Consider the following 25480-nt stretch of genomic DNA (forward strand, 5'->3'; position numbering starts at 1 on the left):
TTTGAAATCCTCGAACGCCGTGCAACATGAACCCCCACGCTCCGCCGCTGCGCGGGTCGCTGCCCCCCGAGGGGGCTGAGCCGGCCTTGGGACGGCCCGGCGACCGGCTCGCTGATTCCCTTTTCATTTCAACCAGGAGATTTCCATGGCGCTCGTTTCCCTCCGACAGGTGCTCGATCACGCGGCCGAACACGGCTACGGCGTGCCGGCCTTCAACGTCAACAACCTCGAACAGATCCTCGCCATCATGGAAGCTGCGCAGGAGACCAACAGCCCGGTGATCCTGCAGGCCTCGGCGGGCGCGCGCAAGTACGCGGGCGAGGCCTACCTGCGCCACATGGTGCTGGCCGCCGTGGAGGCGCACCCCGACCTGCCCGTGGTGCTGCACCAGGACCACGGCGCCACGCCGGCGGTGTGCATGCAGTCGATCCGCTCCGGCTTCACCAGCGTGATGATGGACGGCTCGCTGCGCGAGGACGGCAAGACGCCCGCCACCTACGACTACAACCTCGCCGTGACGCGCCGCGTCTGCGACATGGCGCACGCCGTGGGCGTGTCGGTGGAAGGTGAACTCGGCTGCCTGGGTTCGCTGGAAACCGGCGAGGCCGGTGAAGAAGACGGCGTGGGCGCGGTGGGCAAGCTGACGCACGACATGATGCTGACCGACCCCGACCAGGCCGAAGACTTCGTGCGCCGCACCGGCGTGGACGCGCTGGCGATTGCCATCGGCACCAGCCACGGCGCCTACAAGTTCACGCGCCAGCCCACCGGCGACATCCTCGCCATCGACCGCATCGCCGCCATCCACGCCAAGGTGCCGAACACGCACCTGGTGATGCACGGCAGCTCCAGCGTGCCGCAGGAGTGGCTGGCCATCATCCGCGAGCACGGCGGAGACATCAAGGAAACCTACGGCGTGCCGGTGGAGGAGATCCGGCGCGGCATCCAGAACGGCGTGCGCAAGGTCAACATCGACACCGACATCCGCCTGGCCATGACCGGCGCCATGCGCCAGACCTTCGCGCAGGAGCGCAGCGAGTTCGACCCGCGCAAGGCCTTGCTGGCCGCCAAGAAGGCCGCGCGCGGCGTGTGCCGCGAGCGCTTCGAGGCCTTCGGCAGCGCGGGCCAGGCCGGCAAGATGAAGCCGGTGCCGCTGGACGCGATGGCCGAGAGCTACGCCTGAGGCGGCAGAGTCCTCAGGGCTCGATCACCACCAGGTTGTGGGCCTCCGCGCCGACGGTGTACGGGCTGTTCGGCAAAGCGGTGAGCGAGCCGGTGCCCGCGGCGATGTCGGCGATGTGGACCGTGGTCGTGTGGATGTCGGACGAATAGAGCCGCGTGCCAGCCCGGTTGGTGGTCACGTACTGGGTGCGGACGTTGTTCGGCTGCGCGGCTTGTTCGCTGAGCGCGCCGCTGGCCGTGTCGATGTCGAACTGCCGGATGCCCTGGCTCGTGGCGACGTAGCCCACCGTGCCCGTGCCATTGGTGGTGACGGACAGCCACTCCCAGGAGGACGCGGCGGTTGTCTGGCCACCGGAGACGAGGTCGGTGAGCGCACCGTCGGCCGGGTTGATGCGGTAGACGTTCAGGCTCGCTTGGAAGTTGGCGACGTAAAGGAAATCGCCGGAGGGGTGCACGGCCACGCCCTGGCCATGGCCAGTGGTGGACCAGGGGCTGCCGGCCAGGGGCACGAGCGCGCCGGTGGTGGCGTCGATGCCGAATCCCGTCACGGTGTACCCGTTGTGGTTGATCACATAGAGATGGCGGCTGTCGGGCGTGATGGCGATCTTGCTCGGGGTGAAACCGGCCGCGAACGGGCTGCCGGGCATCGGGGTCAACGCACCCGTGGTCTGGTGGATGCTGTATCCGCTCACGCTGGCGTCGTTGCTGTTGGCCACGTAGGCGAAGCGCCCGTCGGGGCTGACCTCGATCGACCACGGCGTGCTGCCTGTCGCGTAAGGGCTGCCTGCCACCGGAGTGAGTTCGCCGGTGCTGGCGTTCACGGTGTAGGCCGAGACGTTGTGGCTGCCGCCGTTGGTGGTGTACACGAAGGTCTTGGCCGGGTTCATGGCGATCCAGCGGTTGTTGTCACCGGCGGGGTACGGCGAACCCGGCAGGTCGGTGCGCGTCCCGGTGGTGCGGTCGATGCTGTAACCCAGGATCTGGTCGTTGCCGGCGTCGGGGATGTAGACCCAGGACTCGGCCACCACCGCGGTGCAGCTCACGCCGACGTTGGTCACATTGGCCAAGGCCCGGCTGCCGCTGGCATTGGAGAGGGTGCAGGTCAGGTTGGCCGGCACCGTGTCCAGGGTCACGTTGTAGGCCGATTGGTAGGGGATCGATACGGGGAACTGGAAGCTGCCGTTGCCCGTGATGGTGACAAGGTCCGCGCCGTTTTTGCGAAGGACGATCTGCTGGCCCGCGCGCAGGCCGCTGAGCGTGCCGCCCACCGTGACCAAGGCGGGCGGAATTTCCACTTTCGGCGGGTTGTCCGGGTACGGCACGGCGGGACCGGGGTCGCCACTGCCGCCGCACGCGGCCAGCAGCATCAGTGCGCCACCAAGGGCGAGAGCCGCAAGAGAGCGGCTGGCGAAGAGGGATGCGACAGGATGGAGCATGCGCCAGTACGAAGTTGGTCGATCGGAATCTCCTCTATCGGATCCATAGCGCAAAAGCTTGAATATTTCGGTGGTGTGGCGCGGAGCGCCTCCCATCGCCGGTCAGGCCAGCGGCAGTTCCAGCACGAACTCCGCGCCGCCGTCTTCTGCGTTGCGCGCGCTCAGCCGCCCGCCGTGCTGCTCCACGATGCCGTAGCTGATCGACAGGCCCAGGCCCGTGCCCTTGCCCACCGGCTTGGTGGTGAAGAAGGGGTCGAAGATGCGCAGCAGATGCTCGGGCGGAATGCCCGGGCCGTTGTCGCGCAGCACCACGCGCGCCATGCCGTCGGCCTGGCCGATGCCCACCCAGATGCGCGGCGCCGCATGCTGGCCCACGGCGTCAAAGCCGTTCTGCAGCAGGTTCATCATCACCTGCTGCAGCTGGCCGGCGCTGCCCATCACGGTGCAGGGCTCACCGCCCGCCCACTGCACGTCGATCGGCGTCGAAAGGCCCTTCTGCACCCAGTGCACGGCGCGCTCGATCACGTCTACCAGGTTGACCGGCTTGCGCTCCTCCGAGTCCATGGCCGAGAAACGCTTGAGGCCGTGCACGATGTCGGCCGTGCGCTGCGCGCCTTCGAGCGTGCCTTCGATCAGCGACGGCAGGTCGGCCAGCAGGTGTTCGATGCGCAGCTTCTTGCGCATGGCGTCGAGCTCGGCCTCGGGCAGGCCCGCGTGCATCGCGGCCATGTAGGCCTGCAGCCGGTCGCTGTATTTGCGCAGCGCGTGCACATTGCCGAGCACGAAGCTGATCGGGTTGTTCAGCTCGTGCGCCACGCCCGCCACCAGTTGGCCCAGCGAGGCCATCTTTTCCGAATGCAGCAGTTGCTGCTGCGTGCGCTTCAAGGCCTCGTGCGCGGCACGCATCTCGTGGTACGCGCGCTTGAGTTCGGCCGTGGGGCGGCCGACCCACACCGTGCCCACGCGCCGGCCCTTGTCGCCGATGCGCGGCGTGCAGTTGGCGTCCACCGACACGGACTGGCCCGTGCGGTCGAGCAGGTTGAGTTCGATGCCCTCGCCCGCGCGTGGCGCGTCGGCCTTCTCCATCGCCGCGCGCGCCAGCTCCTGGCTCTGCGCATCGGCCAGCAAGGTGTAGAGCGTCTGGCCGCGCAACTGCTCCTCGGGTTTGCCGGCCAGCTCACACAGCGCGGCGTTGGCCTGTTCGATCAGGCCGTTCGCGTCGCAGACCACGAGCACGTCCGACATGGAGGTGAGCACGCTGAAGATGAACTGCTGCGACTGTTCCAGCTCGGCGTTCTTCTTCTCCAGCTCCACCTCGTCGTCGATCAGCCGGGTGTAGACCTCGTCCATCTTCTGGATGACGTCCATCCAGGTGGACTCGTCCACGCCCTCCATGGGGTCGGAAGGCAAGGGACTGCTGGGGCGCTCTGTGCTCATCGGTCTTGTGGAAAAGAGAACGCCCAGGCCAGGGGCATCGAGGGTCCGGCTCCGCCGGCCCAAGATGCCGTCCCCCTTCGCAGCGCCGAAGGCGCGCCACGGAGGGGGGAAGCCGCGAAGCGGCGCAGGGGGGTGTTCATATCTAGTGCACCGTGCAGACCATGCACGGATCGAAGGAGCGCACGATGTGCTGCACCGCCACCGGCGTCTTCTCACCCTCGCGCACCGGCGCGTCCACCAGCGCCTGTTCCAGCGCACCCGGTGTGCCGGCGGCGTCGCGCGGCGAGAAGTTCCAGCTCGTGGGCGCGACGATCTGGTAGTTGGCAATGCGGCCCTGCCGCACCACCAGCCAGTGGCCCAGGCTGCCGCGCGCGGCTTCCGACAGGCCCATGCCGCTGCCTTCGTCGGGCAGCTTCGAGGGCACGCAGAACGGTTCGGTGGGCCGCAGTGCGCGCAGCCAGTCTTCCATCATCGGCACCACGCGTGCGAGTTCGATCACGCGCGCGAGCACGCGGGTGTAGACATTGCCGCCGTGCCGCGCCACCGCGTCGCGCACCAGCGGATGGCCGGCCGCGAGCTGGCGCGCGATCGCGCCGGTCTCCACCACCTCGCCACCCAGGCGCGGTGCCTTGTTCCAGGTGTAGCCACGCGCCTTGTCGGGGTCGGGCCGGGTCTGGCCCAGCAGCGGGTGCAGCGGGCCGCTGCCGTCGGCCAGCCAGGCGTGTGTGGCGTCTTCGGTGATGGCGCTGGCGTCCACCGCGTCGAGCCGCGCCGCATCGGCGCGCCACACGCCGCCGGGCAGCGCGTGGCCGCCATCGGGTTGTGCGTAAGCGCCGTAGCTCAGGTAACGGCCCGGGCCGGGGCCGAGGGTTTGCAGCTGCAGGTCTTGCACCAGCGTGAGGAAAAAGCGCAGGTCGCCGCCCAGCGGGTCTTGCGCGTGCCAGTGCCAGAGCGCGTCTTCGCTGTCGATGGCGGTGATGGCCTCCAGCGGCGCAGCGAACAGCTGGCGTTCGAGAAAAGCGCGGAACTCGCGCACGCGCGAAAGCAGGCGCACACGCTCTGCCGCGTCGATGGGCCGCGTGCTGCCGCCGGGTTCGATGGATTGCGTGTGTGGCCACTTGCCGCCCAGCGTGCCCAGCAGCGTGAGCCAGCGCTGGCGCGCCGCCGTGGCCGCGCGCACCTGCTCACCGTGGTTGGGCGCGAAGCGGCGCACCGCCTCGGCGTTCCAGGCGTGGCCGGCGTACACCGGGCGCGCAAAGTCGGGCATGAAGAACAGGTAGAAGTGCGTGAGGTGATCGGCCAGGTTCTCGGTCGCCAGGATCACGTTGCTCGCATGCTGCCCGTTGGCCGGCATGGTGATGCCCCCCAGGTGCGCCAGCGCGCGCGCCGATGCGATCGACTGCGACACCGAACAGATGCCGCAGATGCGCGGCACGTACACCAGCGCATCGTGCGGCGCCTTGCCTTGCAGGATCTGCTCGAAGCCGCGGTACATGGTGGCGTTGACCTGCGCCGAGGCAACGCGGTCGCCCTGCAGGTCGAGCTGCACTTCCAGATCGCCTTCGACGCGGTTGAAGGGGCCGACGAGGAGGCGTGCCCCCACGTTCGTCGCTGCGCGTGCTTCGCTGCCCCCCAAGGGGGCGCTCGCGCCTTGGGGCGGCCCGGCGTCGCTCGGTTGGCTCATTTCAGCCTCGTCTTTCGCACCGCCGGCTTCACCACCAGGTGGTCGGCCACGGCGTTGTGCTTCACGCGTTTGGGTGTGGCGCTCTTGGAGAGGGAGGCCAGCGCGACGAACCAGGCCTTGGGCATGTCGGTGGGCAGGCCGATGGGAATGCCGGCGAGCTTGGGGGTTTCGTGGAAGGCGTGGCCGGGTTCCTGGAAGCCGGGTTCGGTGCAGGCGATGCAGGCATAACCGCCGCGCGTGCACGAGCCTTCGCCGTTCCACAGCCGCGTATTGCAGTCGGCGTGCACCTGCGTGCCCTTGCAACCCATGTGTTCCATCATGCAGCCGAGGTCGGACGGTTTCTCGGCGCTGGCCTTGAACTCGTAGTACTCGTTGCGCGTGCAGCCGTGGTGCACCAACTGGTCGGCATAGAAGCGCGGGCGGTTGAGCGGGTCGAGGTCTTCGGCGTCGAAGCTGTCGGCGGCCAGCGCCATCAGGGTGTCGATCACCCAGCTCGGGTGCGTGGGGCAACCCGCGATGTTGATCACCGGCAGGCCGCTGGCCGAGCGGAAGGCCGCGCCGAGCAGGCCACCGGGTTCGTCGTCCTCGTACTGCAGGCCGCAGGCGTCGGTGGGGTTGTCGCCACCGGCGGTGATGCCGCCCCAGGCCGCGCAGCTGCCCACCGCCACCACGTGTTTCGCGCGCGCGCTGAGCCGGCGCACCCATTCGATCATCGGCAACTGCGTGCCGGCCAGCATGTGGAAACGCCCGGTGCCGTTCGGGCCACGCAGCAGGGAGCCTTCCACGCACAGCGCGTCCAACCGGATGCGGCCGTCGAGCACCGCGTCGAGCAGGTCCAGCAACTCGTCGCCGCTTTCCATCGACAGGGACGGATGCCACAGCAGGTTCACGCCGGCATCACGCAGGTGGCCCTGGAAGTCGGTCGTGTCGGCGCACAGCAGCGACATGCTGCAGCCGCCGCAGCCACCCGACTGGAGCCAGAGGACGTTGAGCGGGGTGTTCATTTTTCAAGCCCCAGGCGCTGCATCTTGCCGCGCAGGCCGACGCGCGAAAGGCCCAGCTCCTGCGCCACACGCGTCTTGTTCCAGCGGTGGCGCTGCAGGGTCTCGCGCAGCACCATGGCCTCGATCACGTCCAGCCGTTCGGCCAGCGTACCGCTGGTGGGCAATGCGGCCAGCAGGTCTTCGCCGCCCTTGCCGTGGCCCTGCAGCACACGCGCCGAGAAAGACGCGGCTTCGAGTTCGCGCCCGTCCTGCAGCGCCATGGCGCGTGCGATCTCGTTGCGCAGTTCGCGGATGTTGCCGGGCCAGGGATAGGCGAGCAGGCTGGCCAGCGTGGCGTCGGGCAAGGAGGCACCCGGGTGGCCCAGCTCGTTCGCCACGTCCTGCACCAGTTGCCGCGCGATGGGTGCGATGTCGCCGGCGCGTTCGCGCAGCGGCGGCACGGTGAGCGTGACACCGGCCAGGCGGTAGTACAGGTCTTCGCGGAACAGGCCGTCGCGCACGCGCTGCTCCAGGTCGCGGTGGGTGGCGGCGATCACGCGCACGTCCACCGGCACGGGGCGCGCACCGCCCACCGGCCGCACCTCGCCTTCTTGCAGCACACGCAGCAGCTTCACCTGGAAGGCCGGCGAGGTCTCGCCGATTTCGTCGAGGAACACGGTGCCGCCGTTCGCGCGCTGGAACAGGCCGGGGTGGTCTTCGTAGGCGCCGGTGAAGGCGCCGCGCTTGTGGCCGAACAGTTCGGATTCGAGCAGCGTGTCGGGAATGGCGGCGCAGTTCTCCACCACGAAGGGGCCGGTGAGGCGCGGCGAGGCGTAGTGCACCGCGCGCGCCAGCAGCTCCTTGCCGGTGCCCGATTCGCCGAGCACGAGCACCGCGATGTCGTAGCGCGCCACGCGCTCGGCCATCGCGCAGACCGCGTCGAGCGGGCTGCCGGCGGCGCGCACGATGCGGTCGAAGCCGAAGCTGGCGCGCGCGCGGTCGATCTGCGTGGCGGTGCGCTGGCGCAGCACGCCGGTGCTGGTGCGCAGCTCCAGATCAAGCCGGCGGGTCTGGCGTTGCAGCGCCTGCGCCTCGACCGCGTTGCGCACCGAGTCCAGCAGGTGGTCGGGTGCCCAGGGCTTGAGGATGTACTGGTAGATGCCGGCTTCGTTGATGCCGGCAATGATGTCTTCGCTGTCGGTGTAGCCCGAGATCACGATGCGCACCGCGTCGGGCCACTGCTCGCGCACTTCCTTGAGGAAGCTCACGCCGGTGGTGCCGGGCATGCGCTGGTCGCAGAGGATCACGCTGACCGGCTGGCGCTGCAACAGGCCACGCGCTTCGTCGGCGCTGCTGGCGGTGAAGACGGTGAAGTCCTCGTCCAGCGTGCGACGCATCGCGTCCTGCGAACGCACCTCGTCGTCCACCACGAGCACGGTGGGCAGGGCTTCGATGGGGAATGGCGCGTTCATCGGTGCAAGGCCAGGTGCCGGGGCGTCCAGGCGTGCGGCACCTTGTGCACGAAGTGGTGGCGCGCGACGTGGTAGCTGGGATCGAAGCCGTAGAAGTTGCGGTGCATGCGCGCGAGTTCCTGTTCGCGGTGGTGGGCCAGCGGACGAAGGGCCTCGTCGCGCTCGCGGGCGGCCTGTCGGGCCACCAGCCTCTGCGGCAGATTGTAGGAGGCCGCGAGCGCCAGCGCGCGCTGCAGGCAACGGGCCTCGAAGCCTTCCGGCCCCTGTTGATCGCAATGGTCGATCAGGCCCATCGCCGCGGCCTCGCGCGCCAGCAGCGGCAGGCGCCGCGCCATCAGGTCTTTGGTGCCGGCCTCGCCCAGGCGGCGCGGCAACAGGTAAGTCCAGTACTCCGAACCGTAGAGGTTGCCCATGTTCTTGTAGTGCGGGTTGAGCACCACGCCGTCGTGCGCCCAGACCTCGTCGGCCGCCAGCGCCAGGAAGGCACCACCCGCGCCCGCGTTGCCGCGCAGCACGCTCACGGTGAGGCGGTCCGGCATGTCGAGCACGGCCAGCGCCGCGTCGTCCATGGCCTGGATGTTGCGCCACGAGGCGTCGGCCGCGCTGTCGCCGGGCCGGTGCGCGGCGGCCTCGATGCTGTTGAGGTCGATGCCGTTGCTGAAAAAGTCTTCACCGCCCAGCAGCATGAGCACGCGCACCGGCCGCTCGCGCAGTTCGAGCAGCGCCGCGCGCAGGCGCTCGCAGCGCGCGGTGGACATGGCGCCGTTGTGGAAGTCGAAGCACAGGCAGCCGACACGCGCGCCTTCAGGCCCGTGTTCGGTGTAGCGCAGCTCGCCCCATTCGTCCTCGGGCCGTTGCAGCGGCACGGGCAGGTGGGGCAGCGCGGCGGCTTCGGTGGCGAAGGCCTCGGCCGCCACCTGCTTGAAACCGGGCGCACCCTCGGCCACGCGGCGCGCCTGGCCGATCCACACGCCGCCGTCGAGCGTGCGGCGCAGCAGCGCACCGTCGCGCACCGCCAGCAGTTCACCGGGCGCGGCGTGCGCAAAGCCCGCCATCACGGCCGGCGACGCGGCGTGGCCGTCGCCCAGGTGGCAGGCGTGGCCCCAGAGCGCGTCGAGCACGCCGGGCTGGCCATCGGCGCAGCGCAGCCGCGCCAGCACCTCGGCGGTGGTGTGGCGCGCCCAGTGAATCGCGCGGTCGGCCTGGCGCATGGCGGGCCGCCATTGCGCGCTGGGTGGTGCATCGCCGGTGCGCTCGCCTTGCTCGAAACGTTGCAGGGCCGCCAGCGTGGCCTGCAGCGCGGCCTGCGTCACCTCGCGGCGGTACAGGCTGCCCTTGCTGGCCTCGCGCAGGGCAAAGGCCGCGTGCGCCCACACCGGGCCGGCGTCGAACTCGGCGTTGGCCTGCAGCACCGTCACGCCCCACCCGCGTTCGCCGCACAGCACCGCCCAGTCCAGCGCATTCGGGCCCTGGTCACCCGGCGGGCCGGGGTGCACCACCAGGCAGGTGAGCGCCTGCCACACATTGGCCGGAATGCGGCGTTTGAGAAAGGGCGCGATCAACAGATCGGGCTTGAACAGCGCCACGGCCTCTTCGGTCACGCGGTCGTTGATGTCGAGTTCCACGCTCACCGTGTGGCCACGCGCGCGCAGCTCGGCGAACAGGCGCTGCGTGAGGCTGTTGAAGCTGTGGCACAGCAGCAGGATGCGCAGGCCGCCGCCCGGTGGGCTCATGGCAGGGGCCGCAGGCTCTGCAACTCACGCGCGGCGTGCTTGCGGCCCATGTGGGCCGAGAGCCGCGATTCGATGCCGTCCAGCGCGGCATTGAAAGCGGCCACCGTGCGCGCGGCGAACAAGGCTTGCACCACCTCGGTGGTGTCGGCGCCAAAGTGCGATGACAGCCGCGCCATCGCCTGGCGGCACAGCGCTTCGTGCGCGGCGTCTGCCAGCGGCACCTCGGTGGTGGCCGGTGCGGGTGCAGGCGGTGGTGGTGGTGGTGGTGGTGGCGGCGGCGCCACCGGTTCGATCAACCCCTGGGCCAGCAGCGCCTGCAAATGCCCCGGCACCCCGGGCAGGCCGCGCGCGGCCAGGGTGTCTGCGCTGTCCTTGCCGTTCACCATGATCAGCACCGAGCGCATGGCGGCCGGCACACGCGCCGAACGCTGCACGATCTCGGCGCGCCCCAGCGCGGTTTTCTGGAACAGCGGCGACGACATCAGACACTCCCGCCGACGCGGCGTGCACCTTCCAGAGACACCAAGGGTCCGGCTCCGCCGGCCCAAGGGTGTCGCCCCCTCGGGGGGAGGCGCCGAAGGCGACGCAGGGGGGTCAACATATCCGCGGCAGTTGTTCGCCGCTCAACCAGTCCACCACGCGGCGGCCACCGAAACGCGTGGCCATCTGCACGAAGTGGTGCGGATCGGTGGTGACTTCGCCGATGCGCGCGGCCTCGGCACCCAGCGGGTGGGCGCGCATGGCGGCCAGCACCGCCTCGGCCGCTTCGGGTGCGCAGACCGCGATGAGCTTGCCTTCGTTGGCGACGTAGAGCGGATCGAGCCCGAGCAGCTCGCAGGCCGCGTCCACCTGCGGCCGCACCGGAATGGCGGCTTCCTGCAGCAGCATGCCGACGCCGGACTGGCGCGCGATCTCGTTGAGCGTGGTGGCCAGGCCGCCGCGTGTGGGGTCGCGCAGCACACGCACCCCGCCGGGCGCGGCATGCAGCATGGCGGCCACCAGCGTGTGCAGTGCGGCAGTGTCGCTTTGAATGGTGGTCTCGAAGGCCAGCGACTCGCGCTGCGAGAGCACGGCCACGCCGTGGTCGCCGATGGTGCCGGAGAGCAGCAGCACGTCGCCCGCGCGCGCGTTGCGCCCCGCGATGTTCACGCCCGGTGGCACCAGGCCCACGCCGGTGGTGCTGATGAACACGCCGTCGCCCTTGCCCTTTTCCACCACCTTGGTGTCGCCGGTGACGATGGGCACGCCGGCCTCGCGCGCGGCCGCCGCCATGGAGCGCACGATGCGCTGCAGCTCGATCAGCGGAAAGCCCTCTTCCAGGATGAAGCTCGCGCTCAGCCACAGCGGCGTGGCGCCGGACATGGCGACGTCGTTCACCGTGCCATGCACCGAGAGGCAGCCCACGTCGCCGCCGGGAAAGAACAGCGGCGAGACCACGTGGCCGTCGGTGGCCATCACCAGCCGGCCCTGGCCGTTCGGGAACCCGGGCAGCGGCAGGCGCGCGCCGTCGTCGCCCTGGCGCAGGTAGGGGTTGTCGAAGGCGGCGAGGAACAGTTCTTCGATGAGCTGCGCCGCCGCCTTGCCACCCGCGCCGTGGCCCATGTCCACACGGCCGTGTTTGATGTCGAGCGGGCGGGTGTAGTTCTTCTTCACCGGCTTCGGTGCCGGGGCCTCGCCGCTGGCGGCCTGTTCGATGTCGGCTCTCATGGCGTGGTCTCCTCGATGGCGGCCACGACCGGAATGTCGCGGAAGCGGCCGTAGGTGTAGTGCGCCGCGCAGGCGCCTTCGCTGGACACCATGCACGAGCCCACCGGGTTCTCGGGTGTGCACACGGTGCCGAAGATCTTGCAGTCGGTCGGCCGCTTCACGCCGCGCAGGATGGCGCCACACTCGCAGGCCTTGTTGTCGGCCACCGGCTGGTAGTTCAGGTGGAAACGGCGCTCGGCGTCGAACTCCGCATACGCCTCGCGGATCTTCAGCGCGCTGTAGGGCACCTCACCCAGGCCACGCCATTCAAAGCTGGGCCGCAGCTCGAACACCTCGGACACCACGGCCTGCGCCTTCAGGTTGCCCTCGGTGGTGACGGCGCGGCGGAACTGGTTCTCCACCTGCGCGCGTCCCTCGTTGACCTGGCGCACCAGCATCAGGATGGCCTGCATCACGTCCAGCGGCTCGAAGCCGGCGATGACGACCGGCTTGCGGTACTCCTCGGCGAAGTGTTCGTAGGGGCCGGAGCCGATGACGATGCTCACGTGCGCCGGGCCGACGAAACCGTCGATGGGCACGGTGCCGTACTGGCGCACCTCGGGCGATTCGAGGATGTGGGTGATGGCCGAGGGCGTGAGCACGTGGCAGCACAACACGCTGAAGTTGCCGAGGCCTTCGCGCTTCGCCAGTTGCAGTGTGAGCGCGGTGGGCGGCGTGGTGGTCTCGAAGCCGATGGCAAAGAACACCACTTCGCGCTGCGGATTCTGGCGCGCGATGGTGAGCGCGTCGGCGGCGGAATACACCATGCGGATGTCGCCGCCACGCGCCTTGGCGCGGATGAGCGAGAGGCTTTCGGACGCCGGCACGCGCATGGTGTCGCCATAGGTGCAGACGATGGCGCCCTGCGCCAGCGCGAGGCCGATGGCCTGGTCGATGCGGCCGATGGGCAACACGCACACCGGGCAACCCGGGCCGTGCACCATCTTCACGTTGGATGGCAGCAGCTCCATCACACCGTAGCGCGAGATCGCGTGCGTGTGGCCGCCGCAGAACTCCATGAAGCTGTAGGTGCGGGCCGGGTCTGCCTCGGCGGCGATGCGCGCGCCGATCTGCTGGGCGAGTTCACCGTCGCGGAATTCGTCGATGTATTTCATGTGAGCACCTCTGCCCCCACGCTCCCCACTGCGTGTGGTTCGCTGCCCCCCGAGGGGGCTGGTCCAGCTTGGGGCGACCCGGCGCTGGCCCCCTCCTCGTTCAGGCGCGCCATCTCCGCGAACAGCGCGAGCGTGCGCTCGGCCTCTTCGGGGTCGATGGTGCCGATGGCGTGGCCCACGTGCACGATCACGTAGTCGCCCACCTGCACGTCGGCCACCAGGGCGATGGAGATTTCCTTGCGGATGCCGCCGAGATTCACCACGGCCTGGTCGTCGGGCCGCAGCTCCACCAGCCGCGCGGGTATGGCTAGGCACATGCTTGGGTTTCCTTTTCGTGGGGGGTTTTGTTCTGTGGGGAGTCGGCTTCGATCTGGCGCGCCGCCACCCAGGCCTGGCCGAGTGCCAGGCCGGCGTCGCCGCAGCCGCCGGCACCGGGCAGGTGCACCGCGAGGCCGGCGGTCTGCAGGCGGTTGATCACGCGCTCGCGCAGCACACGGTTGAAGAAGCAGCCGCCGCCCAGGCACACGTGGCGCGTGCCGTGTTCGCGTGCGGCCTGTGCGGCCCAGTGCGCCAGCGCGTCGGCCAGCGCCAGGTGAAAGCCCGCCGCCGCTTCCTCCACACCTTCGGCGGGCACGTCGAGCAGGCGGGCGAACAGGCCACGCAGGTCCAGGCGGCGCTGGCCGTCGGGCAGGGTGTCGGTGAGCAACGCCACCAGCGCGTCGGCCAGCGGCTCGGGGGCGGCGTGTTGTGCGAGCCAGCGGCTGGCCGCCGCTTCCAGGGCGATGGCGGCCTCGGCCTCGTCGGTCTGGCGCACGCTCAGGCCGAGCGCGGCGGCGGCAGCGTCGAACCAGCGGCCGGTGCTGCTGGTCAGCGGGCTGTTCAGGCGGCGCTCCAGCATCTGCTGCACGCCCTGCGCCATGGCCTCGCCCACGGCGGGTGCGAAGCGCGGCACGGTCTCGGCGCCACGGCCCAACGCGTGCAGCGCACTCGCGGCCATGCGCCAGGGTTCACGCGCGGCGCGGTCACCACCGGGCAGGGCCAGCGGGTGCAGGTGGCCCAGGCGCTGGTAATCCGCGCCGTCCACCAGCAGCAGTTCACCGCCCCAGGCCTCGCCGTCATGGCCCAGGCCCACGCCGTCGAGCGCGAGGCCGATCACCGGGCCTTCAATGCCATGTTCGGCCACCACCGCCGCAATGTGGGCATGGTGGTGCTGCACGCCGATGGCGGGCACACCGAGCGCGTCGGCCAGTTCCACGGCGAAGCGGGTGCTGAAAAAGTCGGGGTGCAGGTCGTGCGCCACCGCGTGCACCCGCTTGCCGTGCCGGCCCAGCAGCGCGCGCGCCGAGGCCTCCAGCGCGGCGCAGGCCGCCGGGTCGCTCAGGTCGCCGTGCACGGCGGACCAATGGGCCTGCCCCTGCGCGTCCAGCAGGCAGGCGGCGTTTTTCAGCCAGGCGCCGCAGGCCAGCACAACCGGGGAATCGGAACGCGCCACGCCGATCACCCGGCAGCGGTCTGGCCGAGGGCGGCGCGTGCCTGCGCCAGTTCGGCTTCGAGCTGGCGCACACGCTCCTGCAGCGCGCTCTGCTCGCCGCCATGGGCTTCGCCGTGTGCGTGGTGGTGGTGATCGTGGCCCATGCGGTGGTCGAGCCAGTGCAGCCAGGCGTCCATGCCTTCGCCCGTGGTGGCCGAGAGCTGGATCACCTCGATGCCCGGGTTCACGCGCCGCGCGAGTTCGATGCAGCGCGCCACGTCGAAGCGCACGTGCGGCAGCAGGTCGACCTTGTTGAGCACCATGAGCGAAGCGGCGGCGAACATGTCGGGGTACTTCAGCGGTTTGTCCTCGCCTTCGGTCACCGACAGGATCGCCACCTTGGCGGCCTCGCCCAGGTCCCACACGGCGGGGCACACCAGGTTGCCCACGTTCTCGATGAACAGCAGGCTGTGCGCGGGGTGGCCGTGGTGATGGTGGTGGTGGCCGTGCTCGTGCGCATGGTCATGGTCATGCGCGTGGCCGTGCGTGTGATCGTCGTGCGTGTGCAGGCGCGCAAAGGCCTCGGACACCATGGGCGCGTCGAGATGGCAGCCCTTGCCGGTGTTGACCTGGATCGCCGGCGCGCCGGTGGCGCGGATGCGGTCGGCGTCGAAGCTGGTCTGCTGGTCACCCTCGATCACCGACACCGGCAGGCCGGGCGCATGGGTCTTGAGCGCTTCGATGGTGGCGCACAGCAGCGTGGTCTTGCCCGAGCCCGGGCTGGAGACCAGATTGAGCGCGGTCACGCCGTGCGACTCGAAGTGCGCGCGGTTCTGCGCCGCCACGCGGTTGTTCGCACCGAGGATGTCGGTTTCCAGCTTGATCGCGCGCGCCTGGCTCATGCCCGGCACCGAGACCCGCGCCGCACCGGCGCCGAAGTGCAGGTCGCCGTTGGCCGGGTTCACCTGCAGCGGGGCTTCCGTGGCCGGCGGGTGGGGGTGTGAATGGTGTTGGTGCGTGGCACCGCTGTCACTGCATCCGCATACGACACACATGGTCAATCTCCTGCATGGATTTCATCGAAACGGTGGTGGCCTGCTGTCCAGGCGCACCGCGGAACCGGCGTTGCCGGGCCGAGGGTGCGGCCGCACGCCCGCCGAAGGCGAGAGAGGGGGAAGCCGCGAAGCGGCGCAGGGGGAGCTTCATCTCAATCCACCTGCATGTCGAGCACGCGCAGTTCACTGCCACCGCTGGGTTGCAGGTGGTAGCTGCCGCAAGCCGGGCAGGCGTCGCCACGCTGCGCGAGGGCCACGGTCTGTGAGCAGCCCAGGCACCAGGCCTGGCCCGCGGGTTCTTCAATCTCGATGCGCGCGCCATCGAGCAATGTGCCGGGCGCCAGCGCCTCCAGCGCGAAGCGCAGCGCGCGCACGTCCACGCCGGCGAGCTGGCCGGCTTCGAGCCGCAGCGCCAGCAGGCGCGTGAAGCCTTCGCGCGCCGCCGTGTCTTCCACCAGTTGCAGCACGCCACCGGCCAGGCTGGCTTCATGCATGGCCGTTCTCCTGGGCCTGGGTGCGCGGCGCGGCCAGGCGTTCGATGGTGAAGGGCACGCAGGGGTCGAAGGCGGCCACCAGCAGGTTCACGCGCCGCGCCAGCGCGGCCTCGGGAAGGCCGGGGTCGAGCCGCGCCAGGCGTTGCGCCACCGCGCCTTCGGGGTGGAAGTTCCACTCGGTGGGCGCGACCACGCGGCAGGCCAGCACACGCTGCGCCACCGGGTCCAGCTCGACCTGGTGCACCAGCAGGCCACGCGCCATCTCCACCCAGGCCAGGCCCCGGTTCGGCCCGGTGGCAAGAGCGCCCCAGTGCAGCCAGGTGTCACCACCGTCGAGCGCGAGGCGCGCGAGTTCCGCCAGCCGGCTGCCGAGCAGCGCCCAGGGTGACAGCGGGGTGTCGTCGGCCGCTGCGGCCAGGCGCGTCCACGGACCGGTGTGGGCGCAGGCACCCTGCCACTGCGGGCGCAGCGCAAACGGCGGCTGCAACGCGAGCGCGGTGCCCAGCGCCTGCAGGCCGACGGGTTCGGCGTGCGGGCGCAGCGCGTGTTCGGGCGACAGCGGCGCGAAGCCGTCGGCGCTGCTGCGCGCGCCGGCCACCAGCGCGGGCAGCCAGTGGGCTGCGTGACGGCGGCTCCAGGTGTGCAGCCAGTCGGGGCCGTCGGCCTGCCAGGCCGCCAGCCAGTCGGCCGCGGGCATCTGCAGCAGGGCGTGCTGCAACCAGTCTTGCAGTGCCGGCCAGGGTTCGGGGGCGGCCGGTGTGGGCGGTGTCCAGTGGCGCAGCGTGGCGAGTGCGCTGGCGGCGTGTGCGCTGCGCGCGGCCGGGGTGTCGGCCAGCAGGCGCGGCCAGTCCAGGCCGATGCGGCGCACGTGTTCCATCGCGGTCTCACGCCGCAGCTGTTCGGCCACGCGTTCCGCCGGTGGCTGCAGGCCGGGCGCGGCAGCGTCGATGGCGAGCTGGCTACACAGGCGGTGTGCGTGGCTGCAGAGGTTGAACAGGCTGCCCATGAGGCCGGGCAGGCGCGCCACCGGCACGCCGTGGCCCATGCGCGCGGCCCAGTCCTGGCGCGAACTCTTCAGGCCCAGCGGCGGTGGTGCACCGGGCGTGATGCGCAGCGCGCCCGCGAGCTGCTGCACGTCGGGCACGGCCGTGCCGCCAACCCGGGGGATGGCCATGGCGTGGCCCGGTGCGGTGGCGCTCATGCGCGCGCTCCGGCACCACGGCCGAGCAAGAAAGCGCGGCGCGCGGGCACGGGTTCGCTGGCGGCGGGCGCTGCCGCCGGTGCGGGCCGCGTCAACGCCAGCGCGGCCTGCGCGGTCTCCAGCGCCAGCGCCTGCGTGGTGAATTCGCCCATGGGCGAGAACAGCCCACAGGTCTCGTGGTAGCCGATGGCGGGGTCGTGCGCGCCGATGAAATCAAAACGCTCGCTGCCGAAATCGCGCACGAAACTGCGGCCCACCTGGTTGCCGTGCGGCAGCGCCTGCGCGGGCAGGCGCACCAGGCTCATGAACCAGGGCGTGATGAGCACGCCTTCGGCCACCGGGTCTTCAGCGTCGGCACCCCATTCGAAACCCACCGCCTCCACGCACAGCGCCGCGTTGAGCAGGGGAATGCCCTGCATGCGTTCGGTCTGCACCTGGCGGTAGAAGTTTTCGAGCGCGAGCACGCGCCCTTCCAGCACATGCCGCGGAACCGGCTTTGTCGGGCCGCTGGCAGGGTTCCCGTGCAAAGGGGAAGACGCGAAGCGGCGCTGGGGCTGTTCCTGTTTCATGGCAACAGCAGAAACTGATCGGGCTCGCAGTCGCAGTTCGGGCAGCGCCAGTGCGCCGGCAGATCGGCGAAGGGGGTGCCGGCGGGAATCTGCCACTGCGGGTCGCCCACGGCGGGGTCGTACACCCACCAGCAGATCTTGCATTCCAGCCGCGAGTCGGGCCGCAGCACTTCGCGGTTGCCGAGGTAGGTGCCTTCGAAGCCTTCGAACGGTGGCGTGCTCATCGGGCGGCCTCCACGCGCGGCGTTGTGTTCATGCACCCTCCAGGTACACCATGACCTCGCGCAGCCGGTCGTGCGAGTCGCGCAGGTCTTCGGGGGCGGCCATCGCCACCTCGGGCATGTCCACCACTTCCACCGTGTTCAGAATGACCTTGTCCATGGAGTTGTAGTACACCACGCGCCAGCAGTTCGGCAGGCGCGTGTTGGAGATGCGGCAGTTGCCGTAGCCGCGCGAGAGCATCAGCACGCGGCCGGTGCCGAGCTGGTGGTCGAGGAAACCGATGTCTTCGGGCGAGACTGGCAGCAGCGTGAGGTTGACCACGTGCGGCACCTGGCCGGGCCGCCAGCGCGCCACCTGGTCGCGGATCTCTTCCACCAGCAGCGGCGCGTTCTGCACGTTGGGCGGCAGCTCGCCCTGCCACACCGGGTAGGCGGGCCACACGTCTTCGACGGCGATGGCCGAGAACAGCGAGGGCACCGGGCCGACCTCGATCGCGTCGTCCACCAGCACCAGCACGGGTTCGTCTTCGCTTTCGCCGCGCCGCCAGGTCATGAGGCGCCAGACGCCGGCGAACACGGATTCCTGCACGCGCACTTCGAGGTCGCCCGCGCTGAGTTGCACGATGGCGCTGGCCTCACCCTCGCCCAGCACCTGGTTGATGACCTGGAAATCGCGCGGCGCCAGCTGGCCCAGCGGCACCGTGCCCGGTGCGCCACCCTCGGCGCCGCGTTCGAGCAGCGCCAGCACCTGGTTGAGCGCGCTGCGCGCCTGGTCCAGGCCCGCCAGTTCTTCGGGCTCGGGCAGCACCGGTGGGCGGTAGGTGTCCATGTCTTTCGGCAGGGGCATGTAGTCGAGCGACTCGTCTTCGTGCTGCGTGCCGGGGCCCAGGGCCACGAGGGGAATGGGGAATTCTTTCATGGGGTGTGTCCTTGCAAGGTGCTGGAAGGCGTGGCGTTCAGTGGCAACCGCCGGTGTCGCTGGAAGAAGCTTTCTGGCTCACCACCGGGATGCCGATGGTGGGCGGGCGCGAGGCCGGCATGCGCAGCGCCGCGTCCACGCCTTGCAGGTACACGTCCCAGTCCTGCATGCCGGCGATGGCGGTCACGTACTGTCCGCTGCGGAAGAACAGCAAGGAAGGCCAGCGCTGCGAGCCGTAGCGGCGTGCCACGGTGTCTTCGCTGTCGCGTGGCACGGCGGCGATCTCGAAGCGGCCGGGGAACATCTTCATCAGCTCGGGCAGCACGGCGGCCACGTCCTGGCCTTCCGGGAAACGCACCGCGTCGCCGGCGAGCAGCAGCACACGGTCGCCGGGCAAGGCGGTCCAGTCGACCACGCTGGTGTCGTCCACCAGGGCGGCGCCGAAGTCGCGCACCAGGCGCATCACCAGCGGCGCGGCGGGGTCGGTGCTGGGCGTGGTGACGGCCAGCGGGCGGAAGGCGGTCTCGGGGTGGGTTTCGGTGGTCATGGAGGTCTCCAGAAAAATCAGTGGCCGCCGCCTGCGAGCTGGCGGAGTTGTTCGGCGCTCATGCGCGAAGGCAGTTCGAAGCCGGCGTCGGCGTCGGCCCCCTCGCCTTGCATGGCGCCGAAGACGAGGTCCAGCGTGGCATTGACCTCGCTGGCGCGTTCGGCATCGATGCGTTCGCGCGCATCACCGAGGAACACCAGCAGCCAGTCGCCTGGCGCGGCGTCGCCCACCAGTGCGGTGTTGACACGGCGGCGCTCGCCGCGCCCCTCGCACCAGGCGTGGCCGGGTTCGAGGGCAGTGACCTGCATGGGGATGCCGATGCACATGTCAGTGCTGTCCTTGTGTCTCTTGCGGGAAGAAGCGTTCGTCGCCTTCGCGGCACGCGGCGCTGGCCGAAGGGCGCTGCGTTTCGTAGGCGGCGAGTGCGAGCTCGTCCATGGTGACGGTCTCGCGGCCGTCCAGCGGCTCGGTGCGCGGCACCGGCTGGCCGCCCCAGCGCGCGAGCTCGGCCACACCCAGCGCCAGCGCCTCTTCCATCGCCGCCTTGACCACCGGGCGCAGGCTGCCGCCGTAGTCTTCCAGCTCCTGCGGCTGGCAACCGATCAGCAGCACACGCGAGGGGAACTTGCCGGTGAACTGGGCGAGCGAAAGCACTTCCTGGAAACCGGTCTGGTGCAGGCTCATCTTCTTCGCGCCCATGAAGCGCGGCACCTCGTCGTCGCGCACCAGCTTGAGCGTGCCGGGTTCCAGGCCGTAGTCGATGGCGTCGAAGATCAGCAAGGCATCACACGACTGCACGTGCTGGATCAGGTACAGGCCCTGCGTGCCGCCGTCCACCAGCGACACGTGCGGCGCGAAGGCGTGGCGCTGCTGCAGCGCTTCCACGCAGCGCACGCCAAAGCCTTCGTCGGCCCACAGCAGGTTGCCGATGCCGAGCACGCAGATGGAGGCGGGGGTGTCACCCCCGGGGTGACAGGTGGTTTCGGACGAGATGGGGCGCATGGTGGGCGGTCTCACACAAAAAATGTCAGGAAGAAAAAGAAAGGGACGCCGCCGCGCGCGGAGCAAACGGCTGCGCGGCGCGCAGGCGCTTCCAGGCGTGGAAGCTGTCCCAGGCGGCCTGCTGGCCGAGCCAGAAGCCGGCGTCCACGCGGAACACGCGCGCGCAGCGGATGGCCGTGTCGGGCGACATCGCGCGCTGGCCGTGCACCAGCTCGTGCAACCGCCGCCGCGACATGCCCAGCAGCCGCGCCGCCTCACTCTGGTTCAGCGCGAGCGGCAGCAGGCAGGTGCGCGCCAGCAGGCGCCCCGGGTGCGTGGGCACACGCAGCGGCACACCCACCGGCGGCAGGGCCGAGTCAGCGAGCAACGAGGAACGTGAGCCAATGCGTGTCATGGTGAAGCAGCCGTACGAGAAACGTGCCTTGATCAAGTGGTGCCGAGGAACCGGCTCCGCCGGGCCTCCAGCACCGCCCCCCTTGGGGGGTGACGCCGAAGGCGGCGCGGGGGGATTACTCCTTGAACGTGCGGTGGCCCGAAATCATCGTGCTCACGATGCTCTGGCGGCCCATGATGTCTTCGCGGATCGCGGCGTAGATGTGCAGCATCACGAACACCACGATGCCCCACATGCCCATGCGGTGCCAGGTGTGCACGTCCTGGCTCTGGCCGAACAGCGGGATCACCCAACCGAACATGCGCTCCTGCCACGAGCCCATCTGCGAGCCCTCGCCGTACAACGCGAAGCCGGTCACGACCATGAAGATCGACAGCATCAGGTAGACGAAGAACATGGCAAACCGCGCCAGCGGGTTGTGGCCCACGTACTGGTTGGGCTTGGGGATCATGAACAGGTACCAGCGCAGCATGTTGAAGGCCTCCACCCAGTAGGCCTTCTGGAACACCGGCACCCAGAACAGCTCCTTGGCGTGGTGGTTGCCCACCAGCGCCCAGTAGGCCCGCCCCAGCAGGCCGACGGCCATGATGTAGCCCGCCGCGAAATGCGCGAAGCGGATGTAGCCCATGAGGTAGTTCGCACTGGCTTCGCCCGGCATGGTCGGCAGCGGCACGCCGATGAAGTAGCCGGTGACGCACAACACCGTGATGGCCAGTGCGTTGATCCAGTGCCAGATGCGCACGGGCGCTTCGTACACGTAGACCGAGCGGATGCTCTGGCCGCGTTGCAGTTCGAGCGCGTCGTGGTCAACGTGCGCTGCGGAAGAGGGTGTGGACATGATGGCCTCCTTGAAAGAGGGTGCAGCCGTGTCAGGCCGCGAGCTGGCCGAAGAGGTAGATGCCGGCGGCGCTCAGCAGCGCGCCCAGGCCGCCCAGCACCACGCCGCGGCGCGCGCCCAGCCAGCGCTGGATGCCCAGGCCGATGCCGACACCGCCGATGTGCAGCACCGCCGTGGTCAGCATGAAGCCCACCGCGTAGCCGGCAAAACCCGTCTCCGGTGTTTCCGAGCCGTGCGCCAGGCCGTGCAGCGACGAGGCGGCCGCGATCAGCCCCAGGCCCACGGCCACCGGCATCGCGCGCTGGGCAAAGAGCAGCATCAGGCCGAACAGCACCACGCTCAGCGAGATCGCGTGCTCCAGGTAGGGCACGGTGACGCCCGCGGCGCCGAGCGCGGCGCTGATCACCAGCGCCAGCAGGAAGGTGGCCGGACCCCACCAGGCCTTGCCCGCAGGCAGGGCCGAGACCGACCACACGCCCACGGCCACCATGGCCAGCAGGTGGTCTGCGCCGAAGGGGTGCACCAGGCCTTCATACAGGCTGCTGGTGCCGTGGCCGGTGTGGGCCTGCGCGGCGCCGGCCAGGCCGGCGAGCAGGGTGGCGGCGATCAGGCCGCGCATTGTCTGTTGCTTCATCGTTGTTCTCCTCGTTGTCTGTTCATGTCATTGCCAGGATGGAAACCACGCCCCGCGTGCCCGCCCCACAGTCCAGGGCACCCGTGGAACCGGCTTCGCCGGGCCACAAGGTGCGTCCCCCCTCCGGGGGGAAGACGCGAAGCGGCGCAGGGGGGGGCATCTCACCTCACCTTCACCCGGCTCATCTCCTGGCCGTCTTCGCTCATCACGTGGGTGGAGCAGGCCAGGCAGGGGTCGAAGCTGTGCAGCGTGCGCAGGATCTCCAGCGGCTGCTCGGGGTTGACCATGGGCGTGTTCATGAGCGAGGCCTCGAAGGCGCCGATCTGGCCCTTGTGGTCGCGCGGCGAACCGTTCCAGGTGGTGGGCACCACGCACTGGTAGTTCTCGATCTTGCCGTCCTTGATCTTGATCCAGTGGCCCAGCATGCCGCGCGGCGCGGCCACCGTGCCCACGCCCTTGGCTTCCTTGGGCCAGGTGCTCGGGTCCCACTTCTCGACGTTGGCGGTGCTGCTGTCGCCGGCCTTGATGTTGCCGACGAGTTGCTTGAAGTCGTCCATCATCATCTCGGCGGCGTACTGGCTTTCCAGCGCGCGCGCCAGCGTGCGGCCGATGGTGGTGGGCAGCAGTTGCTTGGCGCTGTACTGCGTCTCCGGCATGCCGAGCGCTTTCGGAATGCCGCTGTTGATCGCCACCGCCGCTTCGTCCACCTGCTGCTTGACGCGCTGGCAGAACTTGTTGCCCTGCATCGCGTGCGCATAGCCCAGGATGTAGCGCGAGAGCGGGCCCACTTCCACCGCGTGGCCGCGCCAGCGCGGTGACTTGATCCACGAGTACTTGGCCGACTCGTCGAGGTTCTCGATCTTCGTGCGCGTGCCCTTGAAGTTCGGGCCTTCGGGGCGGTAGTCGGCCTCGGTCACACCGTCCCAGGGGTGCAGGCCCTGGGTGTCGTCGCCGTACTTGTACCAGCTGTGCGTCACGAACTCCTGCACCTGCTCGGGGTCGCGCGGGTCGATCTCGTGGATCTTGTTCCAGTCGCCGTTCAGGATCACGCCGCCCGGCAGCTGCTGCGTGCTGTGGTCATACGGCACCTTCTCGTAGGTGCCGTAGTCGGCCACGTTGGTGGCCGAGAGGCCGCCGCCGTAGAGCCAGCCGGCCTGCTTGTAGATGGTGCCGATGGCCAGCACGTCCGGGATGTAGACGTTGTTGTTGAAGTCGATCATTTCCTGGATGCGGGCCTGCACGAAGTTCAGCCGCTCCATGTTGATCGGCGCGCCGGCGGCGCCATCGCCGTCGATGTTGATCGCGCAGGGCACGCCGCCCACCAGGTAGTTGGGGTGCGGGTTCTTGCCGCCGAAGATGGTGTGCACCTTCACCCATTCCTTCTGCAGGTCCAGCGCCTCCAGGTAGTGGGTGACGGCCATCAGGTTGGCTTCGGGCGGCAGCACGTAGGCCTTGGAGCCCCAGTAGCCGTTCGCAAACGGGCCGAGCTGGCCGCTCTCCACAAACTTCTTCAGGCGGTTCTGCACGTCACGGAAATAACCCGGCGAGGACAGCGGGTGCGAGGGCGACACCATGTGCTGCAGCTCGCTGGTCTTCTTCGGGTCGGCCTTCAGGCAGGAGATCACGTCCACCCAGTCGAGCGCGTGCAGGTGGTAGAAGTGCACCGCGTGGTCGTGCACCTGCAGCGTCTTGGCCATCATCTCGCGGATGAGGTGGGCGTTGAGCGGGATCTTGATGCCCAGCGCGTCTTCCACCGCGCGCACCGAGGTGAGCGCGTGGCAGCCCGTGCAAACGCCGCAGATGCGTTCCACGAAGGCCCAGGCATCGCGCGGGTCACGGCCCTTCAGGATCACCTCCAGGCCGCGCCACATGGTGCCGGTGGAGACCGCGTTGCGGATCACGTTGTTGCTGTCGAGGTTCACCTCGCAGCGCATGTGGCCTTCGATGCGCGTCACCGGGTCGACGACGATGCGCCGGCCGGTGTTGTCCATGCGGAAGCCTTGAGTTTCGTAAGCACCCATCTTGCTGTTCCTTGTTCTTGTGGTGTCAGTGGTTGGCCGGGGTGGCAGGCGCTGCCGGCTTGCGGGTGTCGCGGGCGCGCTTGGCCACCGAGATGGCCGCGTGCGCCGCCACGGCCGCACCCACCACGCCAGCGGCGGTGGCGCCGATCTGGTCCGCGTTGGCTTCGATGCCGAAGGCGTGGATGTCGGTCAGGCGGTCGTAGAACGAGCCCTTGTCCCAGAAGCCGTCTTCCGAGCAGCCGATGCAGCCGTGGCCGGCCTTGATCGGGAAGCTCGTGCCCTCGTTCCACTGCACGGTGGAGCAGGCGTTGTAGGTGGTCGGGCCTTTGCAGCCCACCTTGTAGAGGCAGTAACCCTTGCGCGCGGAATCGTCGTCCCAGGCCTCGACGAACTGGCCGGCATCGAAGTGCGGGCGGCGGTAGCACTTGTCGTGGATGCGCTGGCTGTAGAACATCTTCGGGCGGCCCTGGCGGTCCAGCTCGGGCACGCGGTCGAAGGTGAGCATGTAGGTGATCACGCCGGTCATCACCTCGGGAATCGGCGGGCAGCCCGGCACCTTGATGATGGGCTTGTCGGTGATGACCTTGTGGATCGGCGTGGCCTGCGTCGGGTTGGGCTTGGCGGCCTGCACGCAGCCCCACGATGCGCACGAACCCCAGGCGATGATGGCCTTGGCGTCCTTGGCCACGTGCTTGAGCTTCTCCACGAAGGGCTTGCCGGACTGGATGCAGAACATGCCGTCTTCGTTCAGCGGCGGGTTGCCTTCCACGGCCAGGATGTACTGGCCCTTGTACTTGGTCATGATCTCTTCGAGGATCGCTTCGGCCTGGTGGCCGGCGGCGGCCATCAGCGTGTCGTCGTAGTCGAGCGAGATCATGGAGAGCACCACGTCCTTGGCCAGCGGGTGCGCGCTGCGGATGAAGCTCTCGGTGCAGCAGGTGCACTCCAGGCCGTGCAGCCACAGCACCGGCGTGCGTGGCTTGTTCTCCATGGCGTGGGCGATCTGCGGCACGAAGGACGGTGCGAGGCCGAGCGAGGTGGCCGTGAGCGAGCAGTATTTGAGAAAGCTGCGGCGCGAGATGCCTTTGCGGCGCATGACCTCGTAGAAGGTTTCCATGGGAAATGTCTCCAGGTGCTTTGTGATGAGCACCACGCGGTCCTGTCGCGAAGACGGAAAGGGACCACGCGGCGCGCTTGTGGGCGGGGGGCGTGTCCTCATCGCAAATCGTGCGCCAATGCGGGCGCCTCGCGGGAATACCCTGATGGGCCCGCGTAAGTCCTTGTTTTGTTTGGCGTTCAGGCCGGGCGCTGGCAGCGCTTTCCGGC

26 protein-coding genes are annotated in these 25480 nt (G+C 69.5%); 1 reads left to right on the top strand and 25 read right to left on the bottom strand.

Annotation, left to right across the window (positions count from 1 at the left end; all coding sequences use genetic code 11):
- Positions 1-145: 145 nt before the first annotated feature.
- Positions 146-1183, top strand: coding sequence for a class II fructose-bisphosphate aldolase (gene fba / locus HPA01S_RS18445; protein WP_066272245.1), 1038 nt, complete (start codon positions 146-148; stop codon positions 1181-1183).
- Positions 1184-1196: 13 nt separating this feature from the next.
- Here the strand turns inward: fba and HPA01S_RS18450 are convergent, their stop codons facing one another.
- The 25 genes from HPA01S_RS18450 to HPA01S_RS18570 all read right to left on the bottom strand — a co-directional run bounded on the left by HPA01S_RS18450 (position 1197) and on the right by HPA01S_RS18570 (position 25271).
- A complete protein-coding gene (locus tag HPA01S_RS18450; RefSeq protein WP_066272246.1) occupies positions 1197-2549 on the bottom strand; it encodes a beta-propeller fold lactonase family protein in 1353 nt (450 codons plus the stop codon).
- A 171-nt stretch (positions 2550-2720) separates the two neighbouring features.
- Complete coding sequence (locus HPA01S_RS18455; protein ID WP_066272247.1) at positions 2721-4055, bottom strand: sensor histidine kinase; 1335 nt, start codon at positions 4053-4055, stop codon at positions 2721-2723.
- A gap of 142 nt (positions 4056-4197) precedes the next feature.
- Entirely contained in the window at positions 4198-5739 is a 1542-nt protein-coding gene (locus tag HPA01S_RS18460; protein WP_084360813.1) for a nickel-dependent hydrogenase large subunit, read from the bottom strand.
- Entirely contained in the window at positions 5736-6743 is a 1008-nt protein-coding gene (locus tag HPA01S_RS18465; RefSeq protein WP_066272249.1) for an NADH-quinone oxidoreductase subunit B family protein, read from the bottom strand. Before HPA01S_RS18465 ends, HPA01S_RS18460 begins: the two co-directional genes overlap by 4 nt.
- Entirely contained in the window at positions 6740-8194 is a 1455-nt protein-coding gene (locus tag HPA01S_RS18470) for a sigma-54-dependent transcriptional regulator (protein WP_066272250.1), read from the bottom strand. The genes HPA01S_RS18465 and HPA01S_RS18470 overlap by 4 nt, the downstream gene beginning before the upstream one ends.
- The gene (locus tag HPA01S_RS18475; RefSeq protein ID WP_066272251.1) at positions 8191-9927 is read right to left on the bottom strand and encodes an enoyl-CoA hydratase-related protein; all 1737 of its coding nucleotides are present in this window, start codon (positions 9925-9927) and stop codon (positions 8191-8193) included. The genes HPA01S_RS18470 and HPA01S_RS18475 overlap by 4 nt, the downstream gene beginning before the upstream one ends.
- A complete protein-coding gene (locus HPA01S_RS23215) occupies positions 9924-10409 on the bottom strand; it encodes a hypothetical protein (protein WP_066272252.1) in 486 nt (161 codons plus the stop codon). The genes HPA01S_RS18475 and HPA01S_RS23215 overlap by 4 nt, the downstream gene beginning before the upstream one ends.
- 112 nt (positions 10410-10521) lie before the next feature.
- Positions 10522-11634 (bottom strand): hydrogenase expression/formation protein HypE, encoded by a 1113-nt coding sequence (hypE, locus tag HPA01S_RS18485; protein WP_066272253.1) that lies wholly within the window; start codon positions 11632-11634, stop codon positions 10522-10524.
- A complete protein-coding gene (hypD, locus tag HPA01S_RS18490; RefSeq protein WP_066272254.1) occupies positions 11631-12788 on the bottom strand; it encodes a hydrogenase formation protein HypD in 1158 nt (385 codons plus the stop codon). Before hypD ends, hypE begins: the two co-directional genes overlap by 4 nt.
- Entirely contained in the window at positions 12785-13105 is a 321-nt protein-coding gene (locus tag HPA01S_RS18495; RefSeq protein ID WP_084360815.1) for a HypC/HybG/HupF family hydrogenase formation chaperone, read from the bottom strand. The genes hypD and HPA01S_RS18495 overlap by 4 nt, the downstream gene beginning before the upstream one ends.
- Positions 13096-14280, bottom strand: a complete 1185-nt coding sequence (locus HPA01S_RS18500) for a Kae1-like domain-containing protein (protein ID WP_084360817.1) — start codon at positions 14278-14280, stop codon at positions 13096-13098. Before HPA01S_RS18500 ends, HPA01S_RS18495 begins: the two co-directional genes overlap by 10 nt.
- A 5-nt stretch (positions 14281-14285) precedes the next feature.
- A complete protein-coding gene (hypB, locus tag HPA01S_RS18505; RefSeq protein ID WP_066272256.1) occupies positions 14286-15314 on the bottom strand; it encodes a hydrogenase nickel incorporation protein HypB in 1029 nt (342 codons plus the stop codon).
- Between the two features lie 152 nt (positions 15315-15466).
- A complete protein-coding gene (locus tag HPA01S_RS18510; protein ID WP_066272257.1) occupies positions 15467-15808 on the bottom strand; it encodes a hydrogenase maturation nickel metallochaperone HypA/HybF in 342 nt (113 codons plus the stop codon).
- Positions 15801-17009 (bottom strand): hypothetical protein, encoded by a 1209-nt coding sequence (locus HPA01S_RS18515; RefSeq protein WP_066272258.1) that lies wholly within the window; start codon positions 17007-17009, stop codon positions 15801-15803. The genes HPA01S_RS18510 and HPA01S_RS18515 overlap by 8 nt, the downstream gene beginning before the upstream one ends.
- Positions 17006-17473 carry a [NiFe]-hydrogenase assembly chaperone HybE gene (hybE, locus tag HPA01S_RS18520; RefSeq protein WP_218005359.1) on the bottom strand — a complete coding sequence of 156 codons (468 nt, stop codon included), beginning with the start codon at positions 17471-17473 and terminating at the stop codon, positions 17006-17008. The genes HPA01S_RS18515 and hybE overlap by 4 nt, the downstream gene beginning before the upstream one ends.
- 101 nt (positions 17474-17574) lie before the next feature.
- Entirely contained in the window at positions 17575-17802 is a 228-nt protein-coding gene (locus tag HPA01S_RS18525) for a rubredoxin (protein ID WP_066272260.1), read from the bottom strand.
- Positions 17803-17830: 28 nt separating this feature from the next.
- Positions 17831-18718 (bottom strand): hydrogenase expression/formation protein, encoded by an 888-nt coding sequence (locus tag HPA01S_RS18530; RefSeq protein ID WP_066272261.1) that lies wholly within the window; start codon positions 18716-18718, stop codon positions 17831-17833.
- 37 nt (positions 18719-18755) lie between these two features.
- Positions 18756-19265 carry a thioredoxin domain-containing protein gene (locus HPA01S_RS18535; RefSeq protein ID WP_066272262.1) on the bottom strand — a complete coding sequence of 170 codons (510 nt, stop codon included), beginning with the start codon at positions 19263-19265 and terminating at the stop codon, positions 18756-18758.
- 17 nt (positions 19266-19282) lie between these two features.
- Complete coding sequence (locus HPA01S_RS18540) at positions 19283-19591, bottom strand: HypC/HybG/HupF family hydrogenase formation chaperone (protein ID WP_066272263.1); 309 nt, start codon at positions 19589-19591, stop codon at positions 19283-19285.
- A gap of 1 nt (position 19592) precedes the next feature.
- The gene (locus HPA01S_RS18545) at positions 19593-20267 is read right to left on the bottom strand and encodes a HyaD/HybD family hydrogenase maturation endopeptidase (RefSeq protein ID WP_066272264.1); all 675 of its coding nucleotides are present in this window, start codon (positions 20265-20267) and stop codon (positions 19593-19595) included.
- 25 nt (positions 20268-20292) lie between these two features.
- Positions 20293-20661, bottom strand: a complete 369-nt coding sequence (locus HPA01S_RS18550; RefSeq protein ID WP_084360819.1) for a HigA family addiction module antitoxin — start codon at positions 20659-20661, stop codon at positions 20293-20295.
- A gap of 115 nt (positions 20662-20776) precedes the next feature.
- Positions 20777-21499: a Ni/Fe-hydrogenase, b-type cytochrome subunit gene (cybH, locus tag HPA01S_RS18555; RefSeq protein ID WP_066272265.1), complete on the bottom strand. Its 723-nt coding sequence runs from the start codon at positions 21497-21499 to the stop codon at positions 20777-20779.
- Between the two features lie 31 nt (positions 21500-21530).
- Positions 21531-22133, bottom strand: coding sequence for a HupE/UreJ family protein (locus tag HPA01S_RS18560; RefSeq protein WP_066272266.1), 603 nt, complete (start codon positions 22131-22133; stop codon positions 21531-21533).
- Positions 22134-22294: 161 nt separating this feature from the next.
- Entirely contained in the window at positions 22295-24154 is a 1860-nt protein-coding gene (locus HPA01S_RS18565) for a nickel-dependent hydrogenase large subunit (protein WP_066272267.1), read from the bottom strand.
- A gap of 25 nt (positions 24155-24179) precedes the next feature.
- The gene (locus tag HPA01S_RS18570; protein WP_066272268.1) at positions 24180-25271 is read right to left on the bottom strand and encodes a hydrogenase small subunit; all 1092 of its coding nucleotides are present in this window, start codon (positions 25269-25271) and stop codon (positions 24180-24182) included.
- Positions 25272-25480 lie beyond the last annotated feature (209 nt).

Source organism: Hydrogenophaga palleronii NBRC 102513 (genome assembly GCF_001571225.1).
In the GTDB taxonomy this organism is placed as follows: Bacteria; Pseudomonadota; Gammaproteobacteria; order Burkholderiales; family Burkholderiaceae_C; genus Hydrogenophaga; species Hydrogenophaga palleronii.